Consider the following 26,054-nt stretch of genomic DNA (forward strand, 5'->3'; position numbering starts at 1 on the left):
GAACGTTCCCGTGTCCATACCGCGAAGAGGAACGTGCCGGTCACAGCGTCACACCGGCGACATGACACCCGCGCGAGGCGAGTATCACCTCCGTCCGGACACTCCCGTGCTCGTATTCCGCCAGGTCCAGCAGGGCCCGCACCGTCGCCCGGATCCCGGCCCGCTCCGTCTCGGCCGGCGAGGCCGTCCGGGCCGCCGGTTCCCGCGCGGCGATGTCCACGACGAGGTGCATTCCGTCGACGGTCAGTGTCCGCACCCGGAACCGGGGCCCCGTCGGCATCTCGGCGTCCAGATGGGGGCCCGGGTACCCGCCCTGCTCGAGGAGCCGACGCAGCATCGCGGTCCCCGGCAGGTCGCAGGCCGGCCTGCCCAGCTTCCGGGAGAGGTCACGGACCACGCGCTGGGCCCGTGCCGCCGCCCGGTCCGCGGGTTCGGCCCCGAGGACGGGGCGGAGCATGTCGCGCACCTCGCCCTCGGCGTAGAGGAGCCGGTCGATCCCGTGCGCTTCCGCGGTGTGTTCCAGCAGTGCGCGGAGGGCGACGGAATCGGTGGGGCAGCCCGGAAGCAGCCGGTGCGGCTCCAGGCCGGCCCGGTGCAGGAGCTCCGGTGCCAGGAACACCGCGTCCGCCACCGCCCAGACCTCGAAACCGGCGGCCACCGCCGCCCGTACGAGCGCGGGCCCGGGCATGACCATCAGCACCCGCCGCGTGGTGCGGTCGGCGTTCACCGGGCTGCCGCCCCGGACGGCGTGAGGAGGTCGAGCCCGGTGATCCCGTGGTCCGCGTACGCCACGGGCACGGCGGAGATCACCGCGACGGACGCCGCGTAGCCGGGTGCGGGATCCAGGTCCGCCATCCGGATCCGGCCGACCAGTTCCGGCCGGTCCTGGAACGACGTCACGACGGGAGGGGCATCCGGCGCGGTGACCGTCATCCCGGACATGGGGACGCGCAGGCCCGTCCCCGTCGCCTTGAGCACCGCCTCCTTGCGGGTCCAGGTGCGGAAGAAGGACCGGGGTGTGTCGTGCGGGTGGACGGCCGCCTCTGCCGGGGAGAGGACCTGCGGCCGCAGTTCCCCCGGTACGAGTGCCTCGTCGATCCGCTCGACGTCCACCCCCACCGGCCCGGCGGTGGAGAGCGCCACGGCGACCAGGTCACCCGAGTGGGAGACGGAGGTCTCCCACGGTGTGCCCGGAAGGGTCGGCTTGCCGTGCGGGCGGGGGCAGTCGGGGCAGGACGAACCCACGATCACACGGCTCGCGGTCGTCCCGAGCAGATCGGCCGCGAGGGTACGCAGCAAGGCCCGGCCCGCGACGAAGCGATCCTGGTCGGCGGTCTGCTTCAGGGCGTCGGCCCGTTCCCGTTCGACCGCGGACAGCAGATGGCGCCGGCTGCCGGCCACGCCGTGCACGGCGGTCCACCAGATGTGGCACGTTCCGTCGTCTTCACGTGGTCTGTCGTACACGCTCGTCCTCGATGAATGCGGCGAGCCGGCCGATGCCGGTCCGGATCTCTTCGGGGGTCAGGTAGCTGAGGGACAGCCGCAGCCTGCGCTCTCCGCCCGTGGGCTGGAAGTAGCGCATGGGTGTCCACAGCACCCGGTAGTCGCGCGCGGACCGCTCCAGTGCCTCGTCGTCCGCCTCGAAGGGCACCGAGACCACCATGAAGAAGCCGCTCTCGGGCGTGTTCCAGGAGACCGCCTCATCCGGCGCGCCGAACGCGCGGGTCAGCTCGCGGTGGGCGGTGGCCAGGTTCTCCCGGTAGAAACCTGCCGCTTCGGCGTTGGCCCGGCGAAGACTGAATCCACAGCTCAGCAGCATGCCCCCGGCGATCGCCTGGGTGAGGGGCGAGGTGTTCACGGTGACCATGCTCTTCACGTCGGCCAGGGCGTCCGCCAGGAGCCGCGTGGATCCCGTGCCGTCGTGGAGCTCCTGGTCCGCGACGACGTACCCCAGGCGCAGGCCGGGGAAGCCGGACTTGGAGAAGGTACCGATGTGGACGACCCGCGCCCCGTCGCGGTCCAGGGCCTTGAGGGAAGGAGGGCTGGTCTCGGGGGCGAACACGGCATAGGCGTGGTCCTCGATCAGCAGGAGGTCGTACTCGTCGGCGAGGGCGATGAGTTCCTCCCGTGCGTCGTGTCCGAGGGACGTGCCGCCCGGATTGGCTCCCTCCGGTACGACGTACAGGGCGCGCGGCCGCCGGCCCTCCCCCAGCAGGCGCCGCACGGCGGTGCGGACCTGTTCGGGTTCCAGCCCCCGCTCGCCCTCCGGCACGTGCTCGACCTGGACGCCCAGGAGCAGAGCGGCGCCCGTGATCCCCGCGTAGCAGGGCGAGGCGACGAGGAGGACGTCGTCCGGCCTGCCGAACAGGGCACGCAGGGTGATCACCAGCGCCTCCTGACAGCCGGTGGTCATCACCACGGACCGCGGGTCCACCGACACCCGCTCGTCGGTGTGGAGCATGGCGGCGATCAGTTCGCGGATGATTCCCGAGGTCGCCCCGTACTGGAGCAGTTCGGTGGTGACGGCGTCCTCCCCGAGACCGCGCTCGGTGCGCAGATGTTCCAGGAAGCGGTCCAGATACGTCTGCAGGGACTTGAGTTCCAGGAACCGCTCGTGCGGGCGGCCCGAGGCGAAGGAGACGGCCTGCGGGTAACGGGCCGTCGCCTCGTTGAGGAAGGTCATGACGGTCAGCCCCGGCTCGCTGAGCGAAGGGTGCAGATCGGCGGTGGTCAGCATGCCCAGTCCCTTCTCCTCGGCCGGAGCAGCCCGTCCAGGTCGGTCAGGTCCGCCCGGCCGGTCAACACCATGGCCTCCTCCAGTTCGCCGCGCAGCCGGGCGAACAGGCCGGCGGCCGCGTCCGCGCCGCCGGCGGCGAGCGCCCAGAGCAGCGGGCGCCCGGTGAACACGGCCCGCGCACCGAGCGCCGCGGCGATCAGGACGTCCGTGCCATGACGTACCCCACCGTCGAGATAGACCTCGCAGCGGTCGCCCACCGCCTCGGCCACCTCGGGCAGGGCATGCAGCGACGGCACCGCGCGGTCCAGCTGCCGGCCGCCGTGCGAGGAGACGATGACGCCCTGGGCGCCCATGTCGACCGCCCGGCGGGCGTCCTCGGCACACAGGACCCCCTTGACGACGACCGGCAGCGCGGTCAGGTCGCACAGCCGGGCGAGGTCCTCCCAGCCGAAGGTGGCGTCATGCGTGGCCTCGGCGTGCAGGGCTATCGCCGACTCGCCCGCCCCGTCCACTCCGGCCACCGTGCCGACCCGGCGCGGCAGGTTCACCGGTTCCACCCCGGGCGGCAGCGCGAACCCGTTGCGCAGGTCGCGGCGCCGGGTACCGAGGCGCGGAGCGTCCGCGGTCAGCACCAGGGCCTGACAGCCGGCCCGCTCGGCGCGACGGGCCAGGTCGGCGACGACCTCCCGGTCCCGCAGGGGGTAGAGCTGGAACCACAGGGGCCCGGCGGCCTCGGCGGCCACCTCTTCGAGACACACGCTCGACAGCATGGGGACGACCGTGAGCGCCCCGGCCCGCCCTGCGGCCTCGGTGGCCGCCCGTTCCCCGGCCGGGTGCACCAGCCGCTGGTAGGCCATGGGGGCCACCGCCACCGGCAACGAGACACGGCTGCCGAGCATCGTCGTGGAGAGGTCGGGCCGGTCGACGCCACCGAGCACCCGGGGCCGCAGGGCGTACTCCCCGAACGCCTCCCGTTCCCAGCCCAGGGTCAGCTCGTCCCCCGCGCCGCCGCGGACGAAGTCCGTGACGGACCGCGGCAGGACGGCCTCGGCGGTCCGTTCCAGCTCGTCCACCACCACGGGACCGGAATGAATGGGTACCACTACGCACTCCTCCCGCCGGCCGGGGCGAGCGCGTCGGCGCGCAGGCGCTCGGCCGCCTCGTACAGCGCCCGGATGTTGGCGCTGCCGAACGTCCGTGCGTTGCGTCGCTCGATGAGCTCGAAGAAGACCGCCCGGTTGGCGAACGGCGAGGCGGTGAAGATCTGCAGCAGATCGCCCCAGTGGTCCCGGTCTCCGAGGATGCCCAGATCGGCGAGGACGGCCGCGTCCCGCGCGGAGTACCCCAGCCGGGCGGGGAGTTCGTCGTAGTACGTGGCCGGTGTCGACAGGAATCCCACGCCGCGCGCCGCCATGGTCCGCACCGCGCCGACGACGTCGTCACAGCGGAACGCCACGTGCTGGACGCCCCCGCCGCCGCAGGCCCGGAGGAAATCGACGAGCTGGCCCTCCGCGCAGTCCGGCGCCACCAGGGTGAAGGTGACCGTGTCCCCCGTGCCGCCCTGGAGCACCAGCGACTCCATGACCTGGTCCCCGACCTCGATGGTCTCGACGAACGTGCGCCGCAGTCCCAGGACGTCGCGGTAGAAGTCCTCCGTCCGGGTGAGCGTGCCGCCCGGCAGGCAGATCGCCACGTGGTCGATCTCCTCGATCGGACCGGCGGCCGCGGGCCCGCCCTGGATCGGGTGGAAGCCGGGCAGCAGGCCGTCCGTGCCGGTTCCCGAGAGAAAGGTGTGGCGGAGCGTCTCGACACCGGCGACGGTCGCGGACGTGATGTCGCCGCGGGTGGACGGGGCGGCCACCAGGACCGCTCCGCCGGCCGCCGCGGCCTCGCAGGCGGCCGCCACGTCGTCCACCCTGAGCGCGATGTCGCGTACGCAGTCCCCGTGCTCGGCGACGAACGCGGCGACCTCGCTGTCCGCCCGTGTCGCGGCGGTCACCACGACACGGGCGCCGCCGTGCCGGAGCAGGACGGACCGGCGGCCGGTGAGGTCGTCCTCCGCCGGCGACGTGGCGGCCAGGGCCTGGAATCCGTAGCCGTCCCGGAAGATCTCCAGGCTCCGCTCGAGGTCGGAGACGAAGAATTCCAGGTGGTCGATCCCGTACATCTCCATGGTCGTTCCCTTCTTCGACGATCGGTTCGCGATCGGTTCACGTTCGGTTCAGCTGTCGGCCGTGTTGCCGACCCGGGGTTCCGACTGCCTGGAGTCCTCGGTCTTTACGGGGGCGGCGGGAGCGGGGTCGGCAAAGGCCCGCACCCCCGGGACGAACAGCGGCACGACGGTGGTGACGGCGAGCGCGACGAGCGCTACCGCCAGAACGGCCCGCAGTCCGAGCAGGTCGGCCGCCAGGGGAGCCAGCGCGAGGCCTACGGGCTCCAGGGCGTAGGTGCCGAGCATCTCCACCGCGAACACCCGGCCCAGCAACTCGTCCGGGACGGAGCGCTGCAGCGCGCTGGCCCACAGGACTCCGAAGAGGCCGTATCCCAGTCCGGTGAGGAGGACGGAGAAGCCCAGCAACGGGATCGGCGCCCCCGTCATCATGCAGACGAGCTGGACCGCGCCCAGTCCCAGTCCCAGCACTCCCACGGTGCCGGGCCGGCTCGGCGGACGGGCGCCGACGGCGAGCCCGCCGATCGCGGAGCCTGCCGCCTGCAGCCCCAGCATCAGCCCGTACTGGGCCATCTGCCCCTGCGCGGAGAGATGGATGGGGAGCAGCACCAGCATGGGTGCCATGACCAGGATCAGCTGAAGAGTGCCCTGGCCGATGATGGCGGCCACCCACGGCCGGTCCAGGACCGCGCGGAATCCGTCACGGGCGTCGGCCAGTACGCTCGTGCGCTCCTCCCGCCGGGGGCGGGAGTCCCGGATCCCCGACAGGGCGACGATGCTGACGGCGAACGTGGCCACGTCGATCCAGAAGGCGGTACGGGCACTGCTCACCGCCAGCAGCAGTCCCCCGACGGCGGGACCGACGATCATCGCGACCCGGGAGGTGGCCGACAGCAGCGCGTTGGCCTGCGGCAGCAGCCCGGGAGCGAGCGTGGGCAGCAGGGCGCGGTGGGCGGGGCGGAAGAGGCCGCTGCCGAATCCCATGCCCGCCGCCAGCACAACGGCCAGCAGCAGCGGTCCCGACGCCGCCCCGAGCGCGAAGCCCATGACGCACAGCAGCCGGAGCACATCGGACGCGATCATCAGCCGGGAGCGCCGCAGCCGGTCGGCCAGTACGCCTCCGCCCAGCGCGACGACCACCAGGGCCAGGCTCTCCGCGCCGAGGACCAGCCCCAGGCCGGAGCCGGACCGGTCCTCCAGCACAGCCGCCGCCAGGGCCGCCACGAACATGCCGTCGCCGACGGTGCTCAGGGCCTGCCCCATCCACACCCGCCGGAACGCCGGCAGGGCGAGCGGGCGGAGTATCTCCGTCTTCACGTGAACCTTTCCTCTCTGGCGTCTGGTCACGACGCCTCGGTCGTGGTGCTCGTACCGGGGTCGGTCCGCACCCGGGCCGGCCGGCGCTGCGGACCCCGCCGCGCCAGGGCAGCCCGGCGCCGGGAGCCGCGTACACCCGCCGGGACGTCGTCCCCGGGTCGCCCGGTCCGCCCGCCCGGCACCTCGGCCGGGGCGAGGAGCAGCGCCTGGGCCGCCACGGTCGGGTGGCGGAAGAGGTCCGCCACGGAGAGCGTCGCCTCGAACTCCTCGCACAGCCGGGCGTGGAGTCGGGTGACCGTCATCGAGTTCGCGCCGGCCTCGAAGAGGCTCGTCGCACGGCCCACCGCGGCCACTCCCAGCGCCTCCCGCCAGACGGCCGCGATGCGCTGCTCAAGGGCCCCCTGCGGGGGCACCCCCGTGTCGGCCACGGCATGCGGCGGCCGGGCGCCTGCCCTGACGGGCCGTGGTGTGAAGACGGGCGCGGGCAGTTCGCCCAGGGGTCGCCCCGAGCCCTGGACGAGTTCCCTCAGGATGTCCTTGTACTGGCTCAGCAGCAGCTCGGCGGTCTCGGTGGCGAACACCCGCTCGTCCCAGACCAGTCGCAGCACACCCGTGTCCGGCACGGCCACCAGGGTCAAGGGCGCCCCGGTGAGCAGCCGGCCCTGCCCCGACTCCACCTGGAGGGCGTCCGCGTCCGTCCCCGGGCCGGGCGCCCGCCCACCGAAGTTCTGCACGACGAGCACGCTGTGGAACAGGGTGCGGCTCAAGGGGATCCCGGTCGTCCCGTAGACGTCGGCCAGCGACTCGCCCGCCGAGATCTCACCGAGGTTCCAGGAGGTCTCGGCCACACTGCCCAGCAGCCCGTCCAGCGTCGTGCCGGGGTCGGTGTCCACCGCGAGCGGAAGCGTCGTGAGGTACAGACCCGCCATCGCGGAGACGTCACCCAGCTCCGCCGGACGCCCGTTCAGCGACACCCCGAACGTCACCCGGGCATCACCGGAGTTGCGGTGCAGCAGAGCGGACCAGGCCGTGGCCAGGACGGTCCCCGGCGTCGTCCGCCGGCGGAGGGCGAGCGAACGGAGCGCGGCGAGGTCGTCCTCGGACAGCGTGTTCTCCTGCTCCGCGTAGTCGTCCGCGTGGGCCGACAGCGCCGGCGGGGGGACGTCGAAGGGCAGCAGGGTGGGGCTGGTGAACCCGCCGAGCGCCTCCCGCCAGAAGGCACGGGTCCGGCCGGCCGGCCGCTCCCCCAGCCAGCGCACGAAGGCGCCGTACGAGACGGCGGGCGCCTCGTCCGCGAAGGGTTCGACGCCCCGCGCCAGCGCGTTGTACGCGCGCAGGAGTTCACCCGTCAGCAGGGACGACGACCAGCCGTCCAGCAGGATGTGGTGGTCGGTCCACACCAGCTGCCCCTCCCGCGGCCCGGTCTTGACCAGGACCAGCCGGAAGGGCGGCGTGCCGGACAGGGCCGGAGGCGTGGCCCGGTGCTCCGCCAGCAGGGCGGCGAGGCGCCGTTTGACCTGCACCGGAGACAGCTCGGTCCAGTCGAGGAAGGCCACGGCCTCCGACGGCGTTCGGTGGACCGCCTGGAGCGGCTCGGGCAGCGACTCCCATTCGACGGAGGTGCGCAGCACGTCGAACCGCCGCGCCAGCACTCGCCAGGCTTCCCGGAAGAGGTCGCCGTCCAGGGGGCCGCGCAGCGTGAGGACGCACTCGTTGTAATTGGCGTCGTTGTTGCCGGCCAGCAGGTGACGGTTCAGCATGACCCGCTGCATCGGGGCGAGCGGGAAGGCGTCCTCGGGCCGGAGTCCGTCCCGCAGCGAGGTGTAGGCGGGGGACCGCAGCGTCTGTTCGGGCAGCAGGGAGAAGGGCGCGCCGAACGCCCGGGCCAGGGCTTCCGCCAGCCGGTCGGCGAAGCGGTCGGCGGCGGCGGCGTCGAAGTACCGGTCGTCCAGCACCAGGCCGGCCGTCAGTGTGCCGTCCCTCCCCAGGGAGAGGTTGACCTCGGCGGCGAACGGCATCACCGCCGCGGCGTCCACGTCGTGACCGGCCGCGGCGGACGGGGCCGGCACGGGTCGCAGCCCCGCCTCGGCCGCCTCCTCGCCACCGTCGGCGAGATAGTTGACGACCACCCCGCCGTGCCCGGCGGTCAGCGGCTCCCCCGCTTCCTGGCGCAGCCGTCCGTGGCCGGTCCCGCCGTCAGGCACCTGGGCCAGACGAACGGCGGTCCGCGTCACCGGCTCGTCCTCCAGCACGAAGGGGAACAACGCGGTGAACCAGCCCACCGTACGCGCCACCTCGGGGGCGTCCTCGCCGGTCGGCCTGCCGTGGAACTCCAGCGTCACACTCGCCGGAGCCGTGTCGGCCCCGTCGGCCAGCACCCGGCGCAGCGCGTTCAGACAGCCCGCGAGCACCTGTTCGCCGGAGCGCCTGGTGCGGAGCCCGGCAAGGGTCACCCGGCGGACCGGACGGTGGGCGTCGCCGTACCGGCCCGGCCGGTCGGCATGCCGCAGCGGCAGTGCGAACGCGCCGGCCCGGTCCACCTCCCGCCAGTACTGCCGTTCCCGGTCCGGGACTGCGCCGACGGTCCGCCGGCTCCACCGGCTGTAGGCCAGGAAGGACGCCCCGGCCACGGGCAACTCCGGCCGGCGCCCCGCTCGGCGTGCCCGCAGCGCGGCCGCGAGGTCCTCCGTGAGGATCTGCCAGGAGACGGCGTCGACCACCAGGTGGTGGATGCACCAGAAGAACAGGTCGTCCTCGTCGGCCGGGGTGCGGAAGACCACCATGCGCAGCAGCGGGCCGTCCGCCACCGACACTCCGTCCTGCGCCCGCTCGGCCGCCTCGTCCAGCAGGCGGTCCCGCGTCGCGCCGGCCTCCGGGAGCACGACCTCATCGATCACGAGTTCCGCGGCGGAGGGGACGGGTCCGGCCACCTGCCGCAGGTCGCCGCCGGACCCGGTGAAGCGCACACCGCCCAGCGCGGTGTGCCGCTCGGTGACGTCGTGCACCGCCTGCCGCAGCACCTCCGGCGCGCAGCCTTCGGCGACCGCGAACCACTGGGTCTGCGTCTGCCGGTCACGGCCTTCCGGGAACGCCTCGAAGAACCACTGCTGTACCGGGGTCGGTCCGGCCTCGGCCGGCTCCTCCTCGGCCTCGGCGCTGCTCCGGCGACGGCTCCCGTCGCCGGGCGCGGCCTGGCGCTCCGACACGGCGACAGCCAGTTCGCGGAGGGTCTGGTGCTGGAAGACGTCACGGGCGGTGAGGGCGATGCCCTGCGCCGCGCACCGCGAGATGATCCGCAGCCAGCTGATCGAGTCGCCGCCGATCTCGAAGAAGTTGTCGTCGACGCCGAGCGCCTCCACGCCCAGCACCTCCTCCCACACCCGGGCCAGCGCACGCTCCTGCGCCGTTCCGGGCAGCCGACGGGCGGCACCTGTCACCGCACGCGCCGGCTCCGGGAGTCTGGAGCGGTCCACCTTGCCGCTGACCGTCAGCGGGAAGTCCTCGACGAAGACCATACGGCTGGGGATCATCGCCTGAGGCAGCGTCCGGGACATGTGTGCGCGCACCCGGCGCAACAGGTCCCGGCGCAGGGCCGACCGGAGCGGCCGGTTGGCGAAGTCCTCGGCGTCCCGGGTGTTCCGGAGCTCCCGCCGCCGGTCCTGGGGGACCGGCACGGTGCGCGCCGGGAGGGAGCCCGGAGTGACAGCGACGTCGAGGAGGCCGTCGCCCGCCGTGACGACGGCGATCGCCACGCCCGCGCGCCGCGCCTGCTCCTCCAGGTCGGCCGGATGCACCGCGGCGGACCCTTCCCGCGAGCGGCGCAGTCCGTCGTCGAGCGACGCGCAACGCGGGTCGGTCAGCGCCCCGTGCAGCGCGGTGTGGGCCGCCGTACGGGCGTCACGGGCGCCCCGGATCAGGAGGCCACCGGGGGTGGCCTCCCGCAGCAGCGCGGTGAAGCGCGGCAGGGTGAGGTCCGTACCGTCGACCAGGTGCGCACCGGCGAGGGCTGCCGTGTCCGCGCTGTCCTTGTGCAGGACGACGTCGAAACGGAAGCCGTTCATCTCCGTCCCGGCCCGGCCGGACTTCGCCCGGATGTCGGCGAGGCCGAACTCCGGCAGCCGGGTCCCGAGCGCGTGGAACCAGTCCGGGGCGAGGCAGAGTTCGTTCTCGTTCTCCACCGCCTCCTCGACGCTGTCGAGCAGTCCGCGCAGATCGCCTCCCTCCGGGTTGCGGTACCGGTGCACGGAGAGGTGGAAGGCGTGCAGCAGGGTCGCGTCGCGTACGTCGCCGACGACGATCCGGCCGCCGGGTGCGAGCAGCCGCCAGGCCTGGTGCAGCACGTCGTCCAGGTAGCGGGCGGTCGGGAAGTACTGCACCACCGAGTTGAGCACGATGAGGTCGAACCGCTCGTCCGCCACCGCGGAGAGATCGTGTGCCGGCGCCTCGATCAGTCTGACCCTGCCGTCGTCGAGACCGGCGGCGGGCAACTGGGCGTCCACGTACCGCAGGGCACGCGGGGAGATGTCGGTGCCCGTGTACGCCTCGGTGTGCGGGGCCACGGCGAGCAGGATCATGCCGGTACCGCAGCCGATCTCCAGCACCCTGCGCGCCGGCGACTCCATGACCCGGGCGACGGCCTCGTCCCGCCACTCGGCCATGTCCTTCGCCGGTATCGGCTTGAGGTCGTAACTGCTGAGCCAGCCACTGGCGTTGAGGGCGGCGTCCTGGTCGTCCTCGACCTCGTTGAACACCTCGGCGTCGTGCACCTGCCGCCACTCGTCCACCCGGGCCTCGTCGAGCGAGGCGGCGGATTCCCCCTGGGCCATCCGCAGGTACCCCACCAGGCGCGGGGTGCCCTGCTCGTCCGTGCGCAGGTCGGCCACGAAGCCACCGAGGCCGGGTGTCTCACCGGCGACCCGCTCCACCTCGGCGAGTTCGATGCGGGTGCCCCGGATCTTGACCTGGTTGTCGAGGCGGCCGCGGAACTCCAGTGCCCCCGAGGGGAGCATCCTGACCCGGTCGCCCGTGCGGTACACGCGGTGCCCCTCGCGGAAGGGGTCGGGGAGGAAGCGGGCGGCCGTCTCCTCGGGGGCGTCGAGGTAGCCGAGGGCGACCCCTGAACCGCCGATGTACAGCTCGCCCGGCATCCCCGCCGGCACCGGCTCCCGGTGCTCGTCGAGTACGTGGACGACGGTGTTCGGCAACGGCCTGCCGATGGGCACGTGCGGGGTGTGCGGGGCGTCCTGCGCGAGTTCCGCGGTGTCGTACCAGGTGGAGGTGACCGCGGCCTCGGTGACGCCGTACGCGTTCAGCAGCCGGACGCCGGCACCGACGCCCTCGTGCCACTGCCGCACCCGCGCCGGATCCACGCGGTCACTGCCCGCCACGACCAGGCGCAGTCCGGCGGGTATCCGGGTCTCTCCGGCAGCGGCCTGGCGCGTCCACTCGTGCCACAGGGCGGCCGGCAGATTCAGGACGGTGAGGCCCTCCTGCTCCACCAGCGCCGTGACGTCGCCGATGTCGGAGCCGCGGACCAGGACCGCCGCGCCGGCCTCCCAGGACGCGAAGAGCTCCTCGACGGAGACGTCGACGGCCGGCGACGCCATGTTCAGCACGGTGTCCGCCGGGGTCAGTCCGTAGACGGCCGCGGCGGCCTGCGCCAGGCTGAGCCCTGCCCGGTGCGGGACCACGACTCCCTTGGGACGGCCGGTGCTGCCCGAGGTGAAGATGAGGTACGCCGGGTCGTCCGGCGTACACGGCGTGGCGGCGGGCGTCGTCCCGGGCTCGCCGAGCGCCTTCTCGAAGGACAGCAGAGGGAGGGCGAGCGCGGCCGACGCCTCCGGCGCCGCGCCGTCGTGCAGCACCAGACGGCATCGGGCGGCCTCCGTCATGCCCGCGAGGCGTTCGGCGGGCAGCCGGGGGTCGAGAGGCACGTACAGCGCTCCGGACCGCAGGACGCCCAGCATGGCCGCCACCTGGAGGACCGACGGGGAGGCCAGCACGCCGACCGCGTCGTGGCGGCCGATGCCGCGGCCGGCCAGCACGCCGGCGTAGTGGTCCGCCGCCGCGTCCAGCTGCTGGAACGTCATGCTCTGCCGGGCGTCCCGCGCCGCCTCGCCGTCCGGCCGGCGCAGCGCCTGAACGGCGACGATGTCCGCCAGGCCCGCGTGGACGGGCGCGTCGGCGCCGCGGAGCGGTACCGCGTCGGCCGGCACTCCGGCGGCGGCCGCCGGAGTGCGGGAGGGCCGCTGCGCGGCGAGTTCGGTGACGAGCTCCCGCACCACGTCGGTGAACACGTCGGCCCACTTCCGGACCGTCGCCTCGGTGAACAGCTCGCTGCTGTACTCGAAGTAGACCCGCAGGCGCTCCCCCGACTGCTGGATGTCGCAGCTCAGGTCGAACTGCGCCGTGGAGTGCCCGCCACCGAGCGACTCGAGTACCAGACCGCCGAAGTCTGATCCCTGGGCCGGAGCGGGCAGGTACTGGAAGCAGACGTCGTAGTACGGGTTGCGGTTGGCCCGGCGCTTCGGTCTGAGGGCTTCCACCAGCTGCGCGAAGGGCACGTGCTGCCGGTTGAGCAGTTCCTGGTGGGCCGTGCGGTGGCGTTCGAGGGCCTCCTGGAACGATTCCGCGCCGCCCAGGCCGATGCGCAGGGGAAGCGTGTTGGCGAAGAAGCCGACCGCGCCCAGTGTGTCGGCGTCGGTGCGCCCGGCGAGAGGCACACCGATCACCACGTCCTGGTTGCCCGAGAGCCGGGCCATGAGCCGGGTGAAGGCGGTGCCGAGCACGGTGAAGGGGGTGGTGCCGAAACGCCGGGCGATGTCTCCCACGGCCGCCGCGGTCTCCGCCTCCAGGTGGAAGGTGTGCACCGCGCCGGCGAACGTCCGATGAGCGGGCCGGGGGAAGTCGGCCGGCAGTTCCAGCCGGGGAGCGTCCTGCAGCGTCTCGCGCCAGTACGCGAGTTCCTCGGAGTCCATTCCGGCCCCGGCCCGGGCGGCCAGCCGGGAGGCGTACTCGCCGACCCGCGCGCCGGGAGCGGCGAACCGCGGCGTTCGGCCCGCGGCCCGCGCCCGGTAGGCGTCACCGAGGTCGGACAGCAGCACCTGTGTCGACCACCCGTCGAAGACGATGTGGTGGACGACGAGCAGCAGAACGTAGTGGTCGTCGTCGATCCGCACCAGCCGTGTGCGGATAGGCGGCTGCGCGGTCAGGTCGAACGGGGCCTCGGCCAGCTCGTCGAGGCACTCGCGGGCTCGGGACAGCGGGTCGTCGGCGCCGGAGAGGTCGGTGACCGTCCGGTCGACTGGCTGCTCCTCCGCGAACACCTGGTACGGGCGTCCGCCCAGGCTGAGGAAACGGGTGCGCAGCGCCTCGTGGCGGGCGACGCAGTCCGACAGGGCGTCGAACAGCGCCGTCTCGTCGACCCGGCCACGCAGCACGAGACCCATGCTGATGACGTAGAAGGAACTGTCGGGGTTGAAGTTGTCCAGGAACCACAGGGCCTGCTGGGGTGGGGTCAGCGGCCAGACCGTGGCCGCCGTGGCGGCACGCGGCGGCTGCCCGGGGGCGTGCGCGTTCATGAACGGGAACCTTCCGTGGTGAGGGCGGAGTCGTAGCCCGGGACGAGCCGCTGGAGCACGGCGAGTTCCTTCTCGTTGGCCGCGGCGATGTCCGCGTCCAGTCCGAGGCGGACCGAGGGCCGGGGCCGCTGCGCCGGCGTGGCGGACGACGGACCGCCGGAGTCCAGCCAGGCGGCGAGGGCGCGTACCGTCGGGCGGCGCAGTACCTCGGAGACCGGTACCCGTCGGCCGAACTCACGTTCCAGCAGACCGGCGATGGCCAGTGCGGCGAGCGAGTGCCCTCCGGCCTCGAAGAAGTCGGTGCACACGGAGACGTTCTCCAGGCGCAGGGTCGCGCACCAGATGTCACGGACCCTCTCCTCGGTGGGGCCGGCCGGCTCGGCCGTCGCGTCCTCCGACGTGGTGAGGGGAAGCCGGCCGAGACGGACGGCGTCCACCTTCCCCTGCGGTGTCAGAGGGAGTTCGTCGAGCAGGACATAGCCGGTGGGCACCAGGGCGACGGGCAGGAGACCGAGGAGGTGCTCGCGCAGGGCCGCCACCGGCGTGCCGGGACGGACCACGGCGTAGGCGGTCAGGGACAGGTCGCCCGACGCCCCCCGGGGCAGCACCACGCAGCGCCGGACTCCGGGGTGACGCAGCAGCGCCGATTCCACCTCGGCGGGCTCCACCCTCACCCCCCGGATTTTCACCTGGTGGTCGCGGCGGCCGAGGAACTGCCAGGTCCCGTCCGGCCGGCGCCGCGCCAGGTCGCCGGTGCGGTACAGCCGTTCGCCCGGCCGGGCGGGGTGGCCGACGAATCCGCCGGCCGTGGCCGCCGCGTCACCGAGGTATCCGCGCGCGAGGCCGGCTCCGCCCACGTGGATCTCGCCGACGGCTCCGTCCGGGACGGGCCGCAGCCACGGGTCCAGCAGGTGGGCGCTGCGGCCGGCCAGCGGAACACCCAGCGGGACGAAGTCCACGGGAGGCCGGTCAAGGACCGCCACCATGGAGAACGTGGTGTTCTCCGTCGGCCCGTAGCAGGCCACCACGCGCAGCCCCGGATGCTCCGTCATGACCCGTCGTACCGCCTGGACCGGTACGACGTCACCGCCGGTGAGCAGGGTGCGCAGCCCGGTGAAGCACCGGCTGTGACCGTCGGCCACCACGCGGAGCAGCCCGGCGGTCAGGTGCAGGACGGTGACACCGTGCCCCTCGACCAGCCCGGCGAGTTCCGGGCCGGTCAACCGGGTGCGCGGCGCGACGACGAGGGTGGCGCCGTTGAGCAGAGCTCCCCAGATCTCGAAGGTGGACGCGTCGAAGTGCACCGGGGCCACCTGAAGCACGACGTCCCCGGGGCCGACGGGGGTGAAGGCCGGACGGTGGGCGAGGGAGACCACACCGCGGTGGGTGATCTCCAGGGCCTTGGGCTCGCCGGTCGTTCCCGAGGTGCACATCACGTAGCACGGGTCGTCGGGAGAGGCGTCCCGCCGCTCCGGCGACGCGTACGGCGCGGCCGAGCGGGGGCTGCGGGCCGGCGGGTCCTCGTCCGGGACCAGGACGACGGGCCGTCCGAGGACGCCGGCCGCTTCGGCGGTGCTGTCGTCCGCCAGGACGACGGCGGGCCGGACCCGTTCCACGACGGCCCGGGTCCGGGCCGCCGGCTCGTCCGGATCGAGCGGCGCGTAGACGGCACCGGCCCGCATCACGCCCAGCATCGCGGCGACGGTCGTGCGGCCCCGTGGGAGTGCCAGTGCGACGACCGCGCCCCGGGGCACGCCCGAGTCCCGCAGTCGGGCCGCGACCAGTTCGGCGGCCGCGTCGAGTCCGGCGTAGGACCAGGTGTGCGTGCCGTCGACGACGGCGAGCACGTCCGGGTGCGCGGCGACGGCCTGCCGGAACACCTCGTCCACCGTCACCCCGGGCAGCGCCGGCAGCGGCGCCCCTTCGCCCCGCGCCCAGGCCCGGGCGGTGTCCTCCTCGCCGCGCCAGGACACCTGGCACAGAGGAACGCCGGGTGCCGCCATCAGCGCCTCGGTGAGCGCCAGGAACTCGTCGGCCAGCCGCTCGACGGTCTCCGGGAGGAACAACTCGGCGGCGTACGCGACCACGAGGGACCCTCCGTCCTCGTCCAGCCGCACGTCCCAGGTGAGGTCCAGGTCGATGACGCGGGGAAGGACGAGCAGGTCCTCCACGACCAGGCCTTCGGCCCGGAACGTCTGCGGCACTTCCTCGGAGACCTGGAAGGAGACCGAGGTGAACGCGGGTTCGGATCTGCCGCTCGCCCTGCCGGAAACCGCCAGGATCTCGTCCTGGCCGATGACGGCGTGCGACATGGCCCCTGCGGCCTGCTTCCGCGTCGTGGCCAGCAGCTCACGGAACGTGCCGGTCCAGTCCACCGGGACGCGCAGCGGCACGCTGTTCAGGAGCGGCCCCACGACGTCCTGGAGCCACTCCTCCCGGCGTAGCGTCTGCGGCACGGACATCACCGGATCGGCGCCCTCGGCGACGCCCTGCCAGGACGCCAGTGCCACCGCGTAGGCGGAGGCCAGCACCATGAACGGTGTGGCTCGCTGCTCCCGGCAGAACCGCTCGAGCCGGGTCATGAACTCCGCCGGAACGCGCCGCCGCAGACCGGCCGCGGCGTGCGAGCGTTCCTGCGGCCGGTCGTGGTCGGTGGGCAGCCGGAAGTCGGCGGCCTCGGCGAGCTCCGCCCGCCAGTAGGCGCGGCTCGCCTCACCCGCAGAACCGCGGGCGTTGTCCCGGAGCCACTCGGCCACCCGCCGGTAGGGGACCGGCGCGCTCTCCGGTGGCGTCCCGGACCCCAGTTCGGCCACGAGCTCGTGCAGAAGCACCTCGACCGACCGGGCGTCCAGGTAGGCGTGGTGCAGGAAGATCGCCAGCATGTGCCGGCGGTCGTCCAGCGAGGCGAACACCGCCCGGTAGCCCGGCCGGGCGCCCAGGTCCTGAGGGCGGTGCAGGAAGTCCTGGAGGACGGCCTCCCAGGCGGCCGGGGCGTCCGGCCGCTCCCGCAGGTCCAGGATCGTGACATCGGGGCCGCCGTCGGCGGGGACCAGTACGGCGCCCTCGGGACCCACCGCGAAACGCAGGCCCAGCAGGTCGTGCCGCCGCGGCAGGGCGTGCAGCACGTCCCGTACCGCCTCGGGCTCCAGCTCGCCGGTCAGCCGCAGGACCAGCGGAACGCTGTACAGGGGAACGTCCGGACGGGTCTGGTTGATGAACCACATGCCCGCCTGTGTTCCGGATGCCGGGATGCCCGCCGCCTCCGGGAGGAGGCGGGTGGCACCGGTGGACGGGGCCGGCCGTGTGATCACCGGGCCTCCGTCCGCTCCGCGGTGAGCCCGGCGAGTGCCCGGGCGTTCGCCGCGGCCAGGAACGCCGCCACGGACACATCGGCGCCGAAACGCTTGTTGACTCGGGAGGTGACGTCCAGCGCGAGCAGCGAGTTGCCGCCCAGCGCGAAGAAGTCGTCACAGGCACCGACCTGCTCGATGCCCAACAGCATCTGCAGGGTCTCGCAGATGAACCTCTCCCGGTCGTCGGCCGGATCGGCGTAGTCGGTCTCCAGGTCGGGCCGCTGGTACTTGGCCGCTCCCCGGTCGGCTCCGGCGAGCAGCTCGAGGGCTGTGGCCACGTCGAGGCGGCGTCCCTGCTCGACCACGGCGTTCAGGTCCTGCGTGGAGATGTGGGTCTGGGGCACCCCGGCGGCGAGCGCCAGCAGGAACACCGCGTGCCCCTCCTCCTCCGTGAGGAAGGAGGCCATGCCGGCCTCCGACATGACGGTGAGCCGCTCGATCTCGCGCAGTTCGTCGTTGCCCTCGTCGGTCGCCCCGGCGTCGACCGCCATGCCCAGGTCCCGCCAGCCGGTCCAGTCGACGGTGACGACCTCGGTGCGGCCCTGTCGCCAGCAGCTGTGGGCCAGTCCTCCCAGGTAGGCGTTGGCCGAGGTGTAGTCGGCGATCCCGAACCGGCCGTCGATGACGTTCAGCGAGGAGAACAGCATCAGGAAGTCGAGGTCCCGGCCCTCGGTCGCGGTGAGCAGGTGGTGGGAACCCTGCACCTTGGGCGCCAGCACCTCGCGGTAGGCGTCGGGTTCGAGGGTCTGCACCAGGCCGCCGCCGGGCAGCCCGGCGGCATGAACGACTCCGTCGAGCCGCCCGAAACGCTCGTCCACCAGCCGCAGGAGGGCGTTCACCTGGTCCGCGTCCGACACGTCCGACTGCAGTGCGAGCACCTGAGCGCCGTGCCGCTCCATGCGCAGGAGCCGGTCGATACGGCGGCTGGTCCGGTCGTCCCAGCCGTGCTCGGCGATCCAGGACTCCCAGACGTCACGTTCGGGGAAGGCGCCGCGGCCGGTCAGGATCAGGTTGGCCCGGTACTCGCGGGCGAGGAACTCCGCCAGCGACAGACCGATCCCGCCGAGACCGCCGGTGACCAGATAGGTGCCGCCGGCCTTGGGCGTCCGGGCGCCGCCCGGGCCCCCGAGCTCCTCCTCACGTACGTGGATCCGCTCCACTCCCCGGAACCAGCGACGGCCCGAGCGGTAGGCGACGGTCGCGTCCGGCTCGTCCACCAGGAGCTCTTCGAGGACCGCGGCGACGACAGCCTCCTCGCCCTCGTCGGGATCGGTGTCGACGAGCCGGCAGGACAGCCCCGGAATCTCCCTCGGCAGCACCCGGACCAGCCCCTCCAGCAGGCAGTCCTGGGGCGACACGGCCTCGGTGCCGGTGACGTCGAAGGCGGCCTCGGTGACCACGACCAGCTGCCCCGCCACGGGCTTCTCTCCCAGGACCTTGCCCAGCGTCAGCAGGGCCCGGGTGGAGTGCGGGATCCCGGACGCGTCGGTTCCACGGCCGGCCAGGAGGACGACCGCGGTGGAGTCGGCGGTCACTTCTTCCTCGTCCAGGGCGAGGGACAGGTGCGCGGGGTCGGTGGTGCCGAGCTCCACCCGGGTCTCGCTCTGCCGCAGGTACTGCCCGGCATCGGCGAGCTCCACGCAGCCGACGCTCCGCGCGGCCAGCCGCTCGGTGAGACGGGCGGCGGTCCGCCCGGCGTCGTCGGAGCCGTCGGTGACCAGGAGAACCGTCTTCAGCGAATCCAGCCGCGGGGCCCCGGCGAGCCGGCCCGCCGCCGCGGTACGGCGCCAGGACGGCACGTAGAACCACTTGCCCGGCTCCTTCTCCCGTTCCATCAGGCGCCGGCTCAGCTCGACCTCCTCCTCCGGGGAGGCGTCGATCCAGAACCGCTCACGCTGGAAGGGGTAGGTGGGCAGCTCCGCCCTGCGGACGTCCCGCGGACCGCAGACGGACCAGTCCGGCTCGGTGCCCGCTTCCCACAGCCGGGCGACGGCGGTCAGGAACGTGCGGGTGTCGTCCTCGGTGTCCTTGGGGTGGCGCATCGTCGGGACGAGCGGCGGCAGATCGGCGCCGCTCGCCGCGCTCTGCGTCAGCGACAGCAGTCCCTTTCCGGGGCCGACCTCCAGCAGCGGCCCGTCAACGGACTCCAGCAGCCGGGCGATGCCGTCGGTGAAGCGGACGGCGCCGCGCAGATGGCGTCCCCAGTACTCGGGGTCCTGTGCGTCCGCCGCGCTCAGCCAGTCACCGGTGACATTGGACATGACACGGATCGAGGGCGCACTCATCGGAACGCCGCGCAGGAACTCGGTGAACTCCCGGGCGGGTTCGTCCATGAGCGCCGAGTGGCTGGCGCAGGAGACGCGCAGCCGACGGGGCTGGACCCCCTCGGCCTCGAGGCGTGCCACCAGCTCGGTGACGCCTTCCTCGGTGCCGGAGGCCACGACCAGGCGCTTGGCGTTGTACGCGGCGATCACCACGCCGGCCGGCAGCAGCGGCTCCACCTCTTCGGCCGGGCGGGGAACCGCGAGCATCGCCCCTCGGGGGGCGGCGTCCATCAGGGCAGCCCGTTTGGCCACCACCCGCACGGCGTCCTCGAGGGTGAACACGCCCGCCACGGTGGCCGCGACGATCTCGCCGAGGCTGTGTCCGATCATCGCCTGCGGGCGGATCCCCCACGCGTCCAGCGTGCGGACCAGGGCGTACTCGACCGCGAACAGGGCCGGCTGGGTCAGCCAGGTCTCGTTGACCGGGTGCAGACCCCGGTCGTCCTCGGGGGCGTGCAGCAGCTCCGCCAGGTCCACCCCGAGTTCCGCGCGGAAGAGTTCGGCGCAGCGGTCGAACTCCGCCCGGAAGGCCGGGTGCTCCTCGTACAGTCCCTGCCCCATCCGGGCGTACTGCGAGCCCTGTCCGGGGAACAGGAACGCCGGAGCTCCCGGCAGGGCCCGGACCGCGGGGTTCTGCGCCCGCGAGCGGACGGCCTCGGCGGCCTCCTCCCGGCTGCGGGCCACCACAGCGGCCCGGTGCCCGAAGCGGGAGCGGCCCTGCTGCAGCGTTCGCGCGGCGCCCCGCAGCGTGAGGTCCGCACGCCCGGTGTCGGCGAACCGGTCGGCGAGGGAGCCGAGGTAGTCGTCGACGGCCTCCCCGCTGCGGGCCGACACCGGAAGGATCTGCCAGTCGGCGCTGTCCGTTCCCTGCCGGGCGCGGTCGCCCGTGTCCGCCCCGTTGCCGGTCTCCTCGCCGCGGGCGGGGGGTTCCTCGACGACCACGTGGGCGTTGGTCCCGCCGAATCCGAACGCGCTCACACCGGCCCGCCGCGGCATACCCTCGGGCAGGTCCCAGGGCCGTGCCTCGCGGGTGATGTAGAAGGGGCTCTCCTCGAGGCCGAGCCCCGGGTTGGGCTTCTCGAAGTTGATCTGCGGAGGGATGACCCGGTGCTTGGCGGCCATCACGGCCTTGATGAGGCCCGCCACACCCGCGGCGGTGTCCATGTGGCCGATGTTGGCCTTGACCGAGCCCAGTGCACAGTAGTTCCGCCGGTCGGTGGTCTCGCGGTAGGCCTGGCTGAGGGCCCGCACCTCGATCGGGTCGCCGATGAGTGTGCCGGTGCCGTGCGCCTCCTGGTACGTGATCGTGTCGGCGGAGACACCCGCCACGGCGTGGGCGTTGGCCGTCACCTCGGCCTGCCCGGGGATGCCCGGCGCGGTGAAGCCCGCCTTGTCGGAGCCGTCGTTGTTGATCGCGGAACCGAGAATGACGCCGTGGATGACGTCCCCGTCCCGCTGGGCGTCCTCCAGCCGCTTCAGGAGCACCACGCCGACCCCCGCGCCGAGCACGGTTCCGGTCGAGGAGGCGTCGAAGCTACGGGTCAGCCCGTCGAAGGAGGAAATGGCCCCCTCCTGGTAGAGGTAGCCGCTCTTCAGGGGCGGGGTGATCGCCACACCACCGGCCAGCGCCATGTCGCACTCGAACGTGCGCAGCGCCTGCGCCGCCATGTGCACGGCGACCAGCGAGGTGGAGCAGGCCGTGCTGACGTTGACGCTGGGGCCGGTCAGGTTGAGCTTGTACGAGACCCGGGTGGTGAGGTAGTCGAGATCGTTCTCCACGGACCCCACATCGTGCAGGTTGCCGCCGTCCGCGTTGCGTGCCTGCACCTCGGCGTTGGCGCGGATCTGGTGGATGTACGAGTTGACCCCCGCCCCGCCGTAGACCCCGACGGGCACCTCGGTCCGGTCGGGGGCGTATCCGCCGGCCTCCATGGCGCGCCAGCAGTGCTCCAGGAAAAGCCGCTGCTGCGGGTCCATGAGCTCCGCCTCGCGAGGGCTCATGCCGAAGAACCCGGCGTCGAACATGTCGACGTCGTCGATGGACGCGGCGACCTTGACGTAGTTGGGCGCCTTCATCAGCGCCTCGTCCACGCCGGCCGCGGCCAGGTCCTCGTCGGTCAGCCGGGTGAGCGAGTCTGCCCCGTCCCGTATGTTCCGCCAGAATTCCTCGGGCCCGTCGGCACCGGGGAACCTGCAGGAAATACCGACGACGGCAATGTCCACGGACTGCTGTGCGTCACTCACGGGTCAGGCCTCGGTTCCGGTCGAAGTGATGGCCAGTTCTCTGTTCTCGGCGTGCTGCAGGGCCGTCCCGATCCGCTCGGCCATGGAGCCGAAGAGCGAGTCGGCGATCAGGTCGGCGGCCGGCACATCGACGTGGAACTCCTTCGCGGCGAGCATGCTGACGCGAATGGCCGAGAGCGAGTTGCCGCCCAGTCCGAAGAAGTCGTCGTGGACGTCCACAGAATCCACTTTCAATGTCCTGCACCAGATGCGTGCCAGCTTTTCCAGCACCTCTGGCCGATCCCGGAGAATGGCCACCAGACCAACCTTTCGTCGTGATGCAATGCCGCGCATGGTGTTGGCCTCATGCTTCCTTCGCGACGATCGGCGAGCACGCCGCAGAAAAGGGTGACCCTGGTTCAGGGGACATGACACGGCGGTGCGAAGGGGAGACGCTGGCCACTGTGACTGCCATGACGACCGAGGTCACGCCGACCGTCCGGCCGGACCTTCAGCTACGGGCCTACGGATCCGACGGCGACCCCGAGATCCTTCTCTACTGCTTCCCCTACGCGGGCGGAAGCGCGACCTTCTACCAGCCCTGGACCGCGCTCCTGCCGACCACGGTCGGGCTGCGCGCGCTGCAACTTCCCGGCAGACAGGACATGCTGGACGTCCCCCCGTTCCGGCACATGGGCGATCTGGCCGCCGCCGCGGCCCGCCTCGTCACCGAGGACGCCCGCGGACGCCGGCATGTCTTCCTCGGCCACAGCATGGGCGCCGTCCTCGCCTACGAGACCGCCCGGCAGCAGCGCCGCGAGGGCCGGGACCTGCCCGAGCTGATCGCCCTGTCGGGCTACGGATCGCCCGACCGCGAGCGGCGTCTGCCCTCCCTGGAGGGCCTGGACGACGGGGAACTGATCGCGGAGGTGGGCCGGCTCGGCGGCATCCCGGCTCAGATCGCCGCGTCGGAGCAGCTGTGGCCGCTCATCACCCCCGCCATCCGCGCCGACTTCACGCTGCTGGATCGCTACCGCCACGTTCCCGAGCCCTCTCTGGACTGCGCGGCCGCCGTCTTCGGCGGGACGGACGACCCCGCGGTGACGGTCGAGGCCCTGCACGCGTGGGACGGGCACTTCACCGGGCCCGTGACCATCGAGCAGTTCCCCGGCGGGCACTTCTACCTGTCCAAATGGGCCTCACGGGTGCTGTCGTCGGTGCTGAACAGGATGTGACCGGACCGGCGCAGGAGCCGGGCGGGACCGGATCGGGAAGAGGGGACCGGATGCTTCCCCCATGCGAACCGCGATCTGCCACCGGCACCCCCTCGTGCTTCTGGGGCTGAAGCACCTCTTGACCACGCATACCTCGTGCGACGTCGTGCACGTCTCGGACCACGAGCTGCCAGGGAACCTGGAGAACATCGACATCCTCGTCGTCGAGGAGGAGTTCCTGGAACGGGGACCCGCACGGGCGGTCCGGACCGCCGGACGCCACAGGCCGGAGATCGTCCCCCTGAGCGCCGACGCCCAGCCCGAGGAGGTGCTTCGCCGGGTGAGCGGCCGGCGGACCGCCCCGGCGCCTCACGCACCGGCGGCGGGCCACGACTGGGTGACCCCGCTGTCCCCGCGGGAGCAGGAGGTGCTCCAGTTCATCGCGTCGGGAATGACGCACGATCAGGTGGCCCGGCGGGTCGGCATCAGCCGGCACACGGTCGACACCTACGTCAAGCGGGTGCGGACGAAGTTCGGGGTGGGAAACAAGGCCGAACTCACACGGGTCGCACTCGGTTTGAAACTCGTCTAGGGACGGAAGGAGAGTCTCCTCTCATGGCCAAGCTGATCGTCAGCAACCAGCGGACCGAGGAAATGGTCGGAGACTTGCAGATACTCTCCCCGGAGTATCGCGAGTATCTCGGCAACCAGGCCCAGCGCATGACCTGGTCCCTGCAGGAGGGGGATGTTCTCGTGCTCCCCGTGCAGCCGGACGAGCGTTTCCTCGACTACGTCACCGGGCTCTTGGACATCGACCGCGGAACCGTCGAGGTCGTCGTCCCGCCGACCGGCAGTTACGGATCCGGTCTGCTCTCCCGGGACCGGCTGATGAACAACGACTTCCTGCGGCAGCTGAATCGGCTTGTCACGGCGCACGGAATACGGGAGATCTTTCCTTTCCACTTCGACAGCACCATCGCCTCCGTGGCGAAGGTGCTCGGGCTGGACTCCCTGACACCGGGCTTCGGGTTCCTGGACCAGGGAGGCGGAAAACTCCTCAACAGCAAGGCGGCCTTTCGCGCTCTCGCCGCCGGCTGTGGTGTCTCCGTTCCCGAGGGCCGGGTCTGCGCCACTCAGGACGAGACCGAGGAGTACGTTTGGGACAACCTGCTGTCCCAGGGGCGGCCCGCCATTCTCAAGCAGGACTACCACGTCGCCGGTTTCGGCAACGAGGTCGTCAGCCCGGTGCCGGGTGTCGAGCCGGTGGGAGCCCTCAGAACGGTGGTCGCGGCCGATCGCGAGGAACTGGCCAAGTACCTGGCGGAACGTTGGTACTGGCTGACCGACTCCGGCCGCAGCCCGGTCGTCGTGGAGCGGTACTTCACCGGCTCACTGCCCCTCTGCTCGGAGTTCCGTCTCACCGGGCGGGGCGTCGAACTCGCCGGACACGGCGCCATGCGGATGGAACCCGTGCTGAACGGCCACATCTGGCCCGCGCCTGCCGCCGGGCTCGCCGGCTTCGACGGGTTCCTGGACGAGGCACACGCGTTGTGCTCCGCCATCCACGCGATGGGCTACCGCGGCACGGTCAGCGTCGACGCCATCCTGACACCCGGTCGGCGGGTCCTGATCAACGAGTTCAACTGCCGGGTCAGCGGCTCCACGCACGCCTACCACATCGGCGAAAGGATCGTGGGGCCGCTGTTCCCCGACGAACGCGTACTCGTGGAACAGCGGCGATGCACCTTCCCGCCTGCCGTCCTCGAGCGTCTGTCGGACAGCGGCCTGGCCTACGACCCCGTGTCCCGCACCGGGGTACTCGTCACCGTCGAGGACAACAGCTCGTCCGGCGGCTACGGCGAGTACTGCGTGGTGGCCGAGAGCACCGAGCACGCCGAGCGGCTGGAGCGCGCCCTGGCCGGTCTCCTCGCACAGCCCGGGAGGACGGTATGACCGTCGTCGACGCGCGGGCACAAGTCCGGCTCCAGGAGTCGGAGATATTCGCGGCACACAGCGGAGGGAAGCTCTCGACGGGCTGCACACTCCCGCTCGACACTCCGGAAAACCTCTCCGTCGCCTACACACCCGGTGTGGCGGAGGTCAGCCGGGCCATCGCGGAGGATCCCTCGCTCGCCGCCCGCTACACCTGGGCGAGCCGGCTCGTCGCCATCGTGACCAACGGCTCCGCTGTGCTCGGCCTGGGTGATGTGGGACCCGCCGCCGCCCTGCCGGTCATGGAGGGGAAGGCCGCCCTCTTCAAGCATTTCGCCGGGCTGAACGCCATCCCCCTGGTCCTCGACTCGTCGGACGTCGACGAGATGGTCGACGTCCTGGTGCGGCTCCGCCCGTCGTTCGGCGCCGTCTGCATCGAGGACGTGGCCGCTCCCCTCTGCTTCGAGCTGGAGCAGAGGGCCAGGGCCGCGCTGGACTGCCCCGTACTCCACGACGACCAGCACGGGACGGCGACAGCCGTCCTGGCGGGCCTGCACGGCGCGTGCAGGCTGCTCGGACGGCGGGTCGGCACAAGCCGGATCGTGGTGCTCGGCGCCGGCGCGGCGGGCTCCGCCACCGCGGACCTCCTGCTGGCCGCCGGTGTCCATGACGTCACCGTGCTCGATTCCCGCGGCATCCTGTTCGACGGCCGCGGCGGACTGAGTCCGGTCAAGGCGGCGCTGGCCGCCCGTACCAACCCCCGGGGCCTGCGGGGCGGACCGGCGGAGGCTCTCCGCGACGCCGACGCCGTCATCGGCCTGTGCACGGCGACCGTCCCCGAGTCCCTGATCGCCACGATGGCGCCCGACCCGATCGTCTTCGCGCTGTCCAGTCCGGTGCCCGAGGTCGATCCCGGTCTGGCCGCCCGGTATGCCGCGGTCGTGGGCACCGGGGGGAGCAACCACCCCAACCAGATCATCAACACCCTGGCTTCACCCGGCATCTTCCGCGGCGCCCTCGACGCCGGCGTCCGGTTCATCACCACGGAGATGAAGCTCGCCGCGGCGGACGCGATCGCCGGCATCGCCGAGGACTCCCTGACGGCGGACCGGATCGTGCCGCATTCCCTGGACCCCCGTGTCGCGCCGGCCGTGGCCCGTGCGGTCGTCCGGGCCGCCGGACGGGTGTGACCGCGACAATTCCT

General features: G+C 72.6%; 14 protein-coding genes. 4 read left to right on the plus strand and 10 right to left on the minus strand.

Features of this window, described 5'->3' with window-relative positions; all coding sequences use genetic code 11:
• Positions 1 to 40 precede the first annotated feature (40 nt).
• Genes ACFV5H_RS21505 through ACFV5H_RS21550 form a run of 10 tightly spaced genes read right to left on the minus strand, consistent with a single transcriptional unit; the run spans position 41 to position 22,058 of the window.
• Positions 41 to 727 (minus strand): hypothetical protein, encoded by a 687-nt coding sequence (locus ACFV5H_RS21505; RefSeq protein ID WP_385196701.1) that lies wholly within the window; start codon positions 725 to 727, stop codon positions 41 to 43.
• A complete protein-coding gene (locus tag ACFV5H_RS21510; RefSeq protein WP_385196704.1) occupies positions 724 to 1,464 on the minus strand; it encodes a 4'-phosphopantetheinyl transferase family protein in 741 nt (246 codons plus the stop codon). The genes ACFV5H_RS21505 and ACFV5H_RS21510 overlap by 4 nt, the downstream gene beginning before the upstream one ends.
• Positions 1,445 to 2,737 (minus strand): PLP-dependent aminotransferase family protein, encoded by a 1,293-nt coding sequence (locus ACFV5H_RS21515; protein ID WP_385196706.1) that lies wholly within the window; start codon positions 2,735 to 2,737, stop codon positions 1,445 to 1,447. The genes ACFV5H_RS21510 and ACFV5H_RS21515 overlap by 20 nt, the downstream gene beginning before the upstream one ends.
• A complete protein-coding gene (locus ACFV5H_RS21520) occupies positions 2,731 to 3,840 on the minus strand; it encodes an alpha-hydroxy acid oxidase (RefSeq protein ID WP_385046021.1) in 1,110 nt (369 codons plus the stop codon). The genes ACFV5H_RS21515 and ACFV5H_RS21520 overlap by 7 nt, the downstream gene beginning before the upstream one ends.
• Entirely contained in the window at positions 3,840 to 4,910 is a 1,071-nt protein-coding gene (hppD, locus tag ACFV5H_RS21525) for a 4-hydroxyphenylpyruvate dioxygenase (protein WP_385196709.1), read from the minus strand. Before hppD ends, ACFV5H_RS21520 begins: the two co-directional genes overlap by 1 nt.
• Positions 4,911 to 4,958: 48 nt before the next feature.
• Positions 4,959 to 6,224, minus strand: a complete 1,266-nt coding sequence (locus tag ACFV5H_RS21530) for an MFS transporter (RefSeq protein ID WP_385046026.1) — start codon at positions 6,222 to 6,224, stop codon at positions 4,959 to 4,961.
• 26 nt (positions 6,225 to 6,250) lie between these two features.
• Complete coding sequence (locus ACFV5H_RS21535; RefSeq protein ID WP_385196711.1) at positions 6,251 to 13,804, minus strand: amino acid adenylation domain-containing protein; 7,554 nt, start codon at positions 13,802 to 13,804, stop codon at positions 6,251 to 6,253.
• Positions 13,801 to 17,115, minus strand: a complete 3,315-nt coding sequence (locus ACFV5H_RS21540) for an amino acid adenylation domain-containing protein (protein ID WP_385196713.1) — start codon at positions 17,113 to 17,115, stop codon at positions 13,801 to 13,803. The genes ACFV5H_RS21535 and ACFV5H_RS21540 overlap by 4 nt, the downstream gene beginning before the upstream one ends.
• Positions 17,112 to 21,725 (minus strand): SDR family NAD(P)-dependent oxidoreductase, encoded by a 4,614-nt coding sequence (locus tag ACFV5H_RS21545; protein ID WP_385046034.1) that lies wholly within the window; start codon positions 21,723 to 21,725, stop codon positions 17,112 to 17,114. Before ACFV5H_RS21545 ends, ACFV5H_RS21540 begins: the two co-directional genes overlap by 4 nt.
• Positions 21,726 to 21,728: 3 nt before the next feature.
• Entirely contained in the window at positions 21,729 to 22,058 is a 330-nt protein-coding gene (locus ACFV5H_RS21550; protein ID WP_385046036.1) for a phosphopantetheine-binding protein, read from the minus strand.
• Between the two features lie 119 nt (positions 22,059 to 22,177).
• Here ACFV5H_RS21550 and ACFV5H_RS21555 point away from each other — a divergent pair, with 119 nt between their 5' ends.
• The 4 genes from ACFV5H_RS21555 (at position 22,178) to ACFV5H_RS21570 (ending at position 26,040) form a co-directional block, all read left to right on the plus strand.
• Positions 22,178 to 22,939: a thioesterase II family protein gene (locus ACFV5H_RS21555; RefSeq protein ID WP_385046039.1), complete on the plus strand. Its 762-nt coding sequence runs from the start codon at positions 22,178 to 22,180 to the stop codon at positions 22,937 to 22,939.
• 61 nt (positions 22,940 to 23,000) lie between these two features.
• Positions 23,001 to 23,510, plus strand: a complete 510-nt coding sequence (locus tag ACFV5H_RS21560; protein WP_385196716.1) for a response regulator transcription factor — start codon at positions 23,001 to 23,003, stop codon at positions 23,508 to 23,510.
• A 23-nt stretch (positions 23,511 to 23,533) separates the two neighbouring features.
• Positions 23,534 to 24,871 carry a peptide ligase PGM1-related protein gene (locus tag ACFV5H_RS21565; RefSeq protein WP_385196718.1) on the plus strand — a complete coding sequence of 446 codons (1,338 nt, stop codon included), beginning with the start codon at positions 23,534 to 23,536 and terminating at the stop codon, positions 24,869 to 24,871.
• Positions 24,868 to 26,040, plus strand: a complete 1,173-nt coding sequence (locus tag ACFV5H_RS21570; protein ID WP_385046047.1) for an NADP-dependent malic enzyme — start codon at positions 24,868 to 24,870, stop codon at positions 26,038 to 26,040. Before ACFV5H_RS21565 ends, ACFV5H_RS21570 begins: the two co-directional genes overlap by 4 nt.
• Positions 26,041 to 26,054: the final 14 nt, after the last annotated feature.

It is taken from the genome of Streptomyces sp. NPDC059787 (assembly GCF_042732315.1).
In the GTDB taxonomy this organism is placed as follows: domain Bacteria; phylum Actinomycetota; class Actinomycetes; order Streptomycetales; family Streptomycetaceae; genus Streptomyces; species Streptomyces atrovirens.

Bases quoted from the DNA above. Each gene is read 5' to 3' on its own strand.
- ACFV5H_RS21555 (WP_385046039.1), top strand. From the start codon at position 22,178: ATGACGACCGAGGTCACGCCGACCGTCCGGCCGGACCTTCAGCTACGG.
- ACFV5H_RS21550 (WP_385046036.1), bottom strand. From the start codon at position 22,058: ATGCGCGGCATTGCATCACGACGAAAGGTTGGTCTGGTGGCCATTCTC.
- ACFV5H_RS21570 (WP_385046047.1), top strand. From the start codon at position 24,868: ATGACCGTCGTCGACGCGCGGGCACAAGTCCGGCTCCAGGAGTCGGAG.
- ACFV5H_RS21535 (WP_385196711.1), bottom strand. From the start codon at position 13,804: ATGAACGCGCACGCCCCCGGGCAGCCGCCGCGTGCCGCCACGGCGGCC.
- hppD (WP_385196709.1), bottom strand. From the start codon at position 4,910: ATGGAGATGTACGGGATCGACCACCTGGAATTCTTCGTCTCCGACCTC.
- ACFV5H_RS21515 (WP_385196706.1), bottom strand. From the start codon at position 2,737: ATGCTGACCACCGCCGATCTGCACCCTTCGCTCAGCGAGCCGGGGCTG.
- ACFV5H_RS21565 (WP_385196718.1), top strand. From the start codon at position 23,534: ATGGCCAAGCTGATCGTCAGCAACCAGCGGACCGAGGAAATGGTCGGA.
- ACFV5H_RS21560 (WP_385196716.1), top strand. From the start codon at position 23,001: ATGCGAACCGCGATCTGCCACCGGCACCCCCTCGTGCTTCTGGGGCTG.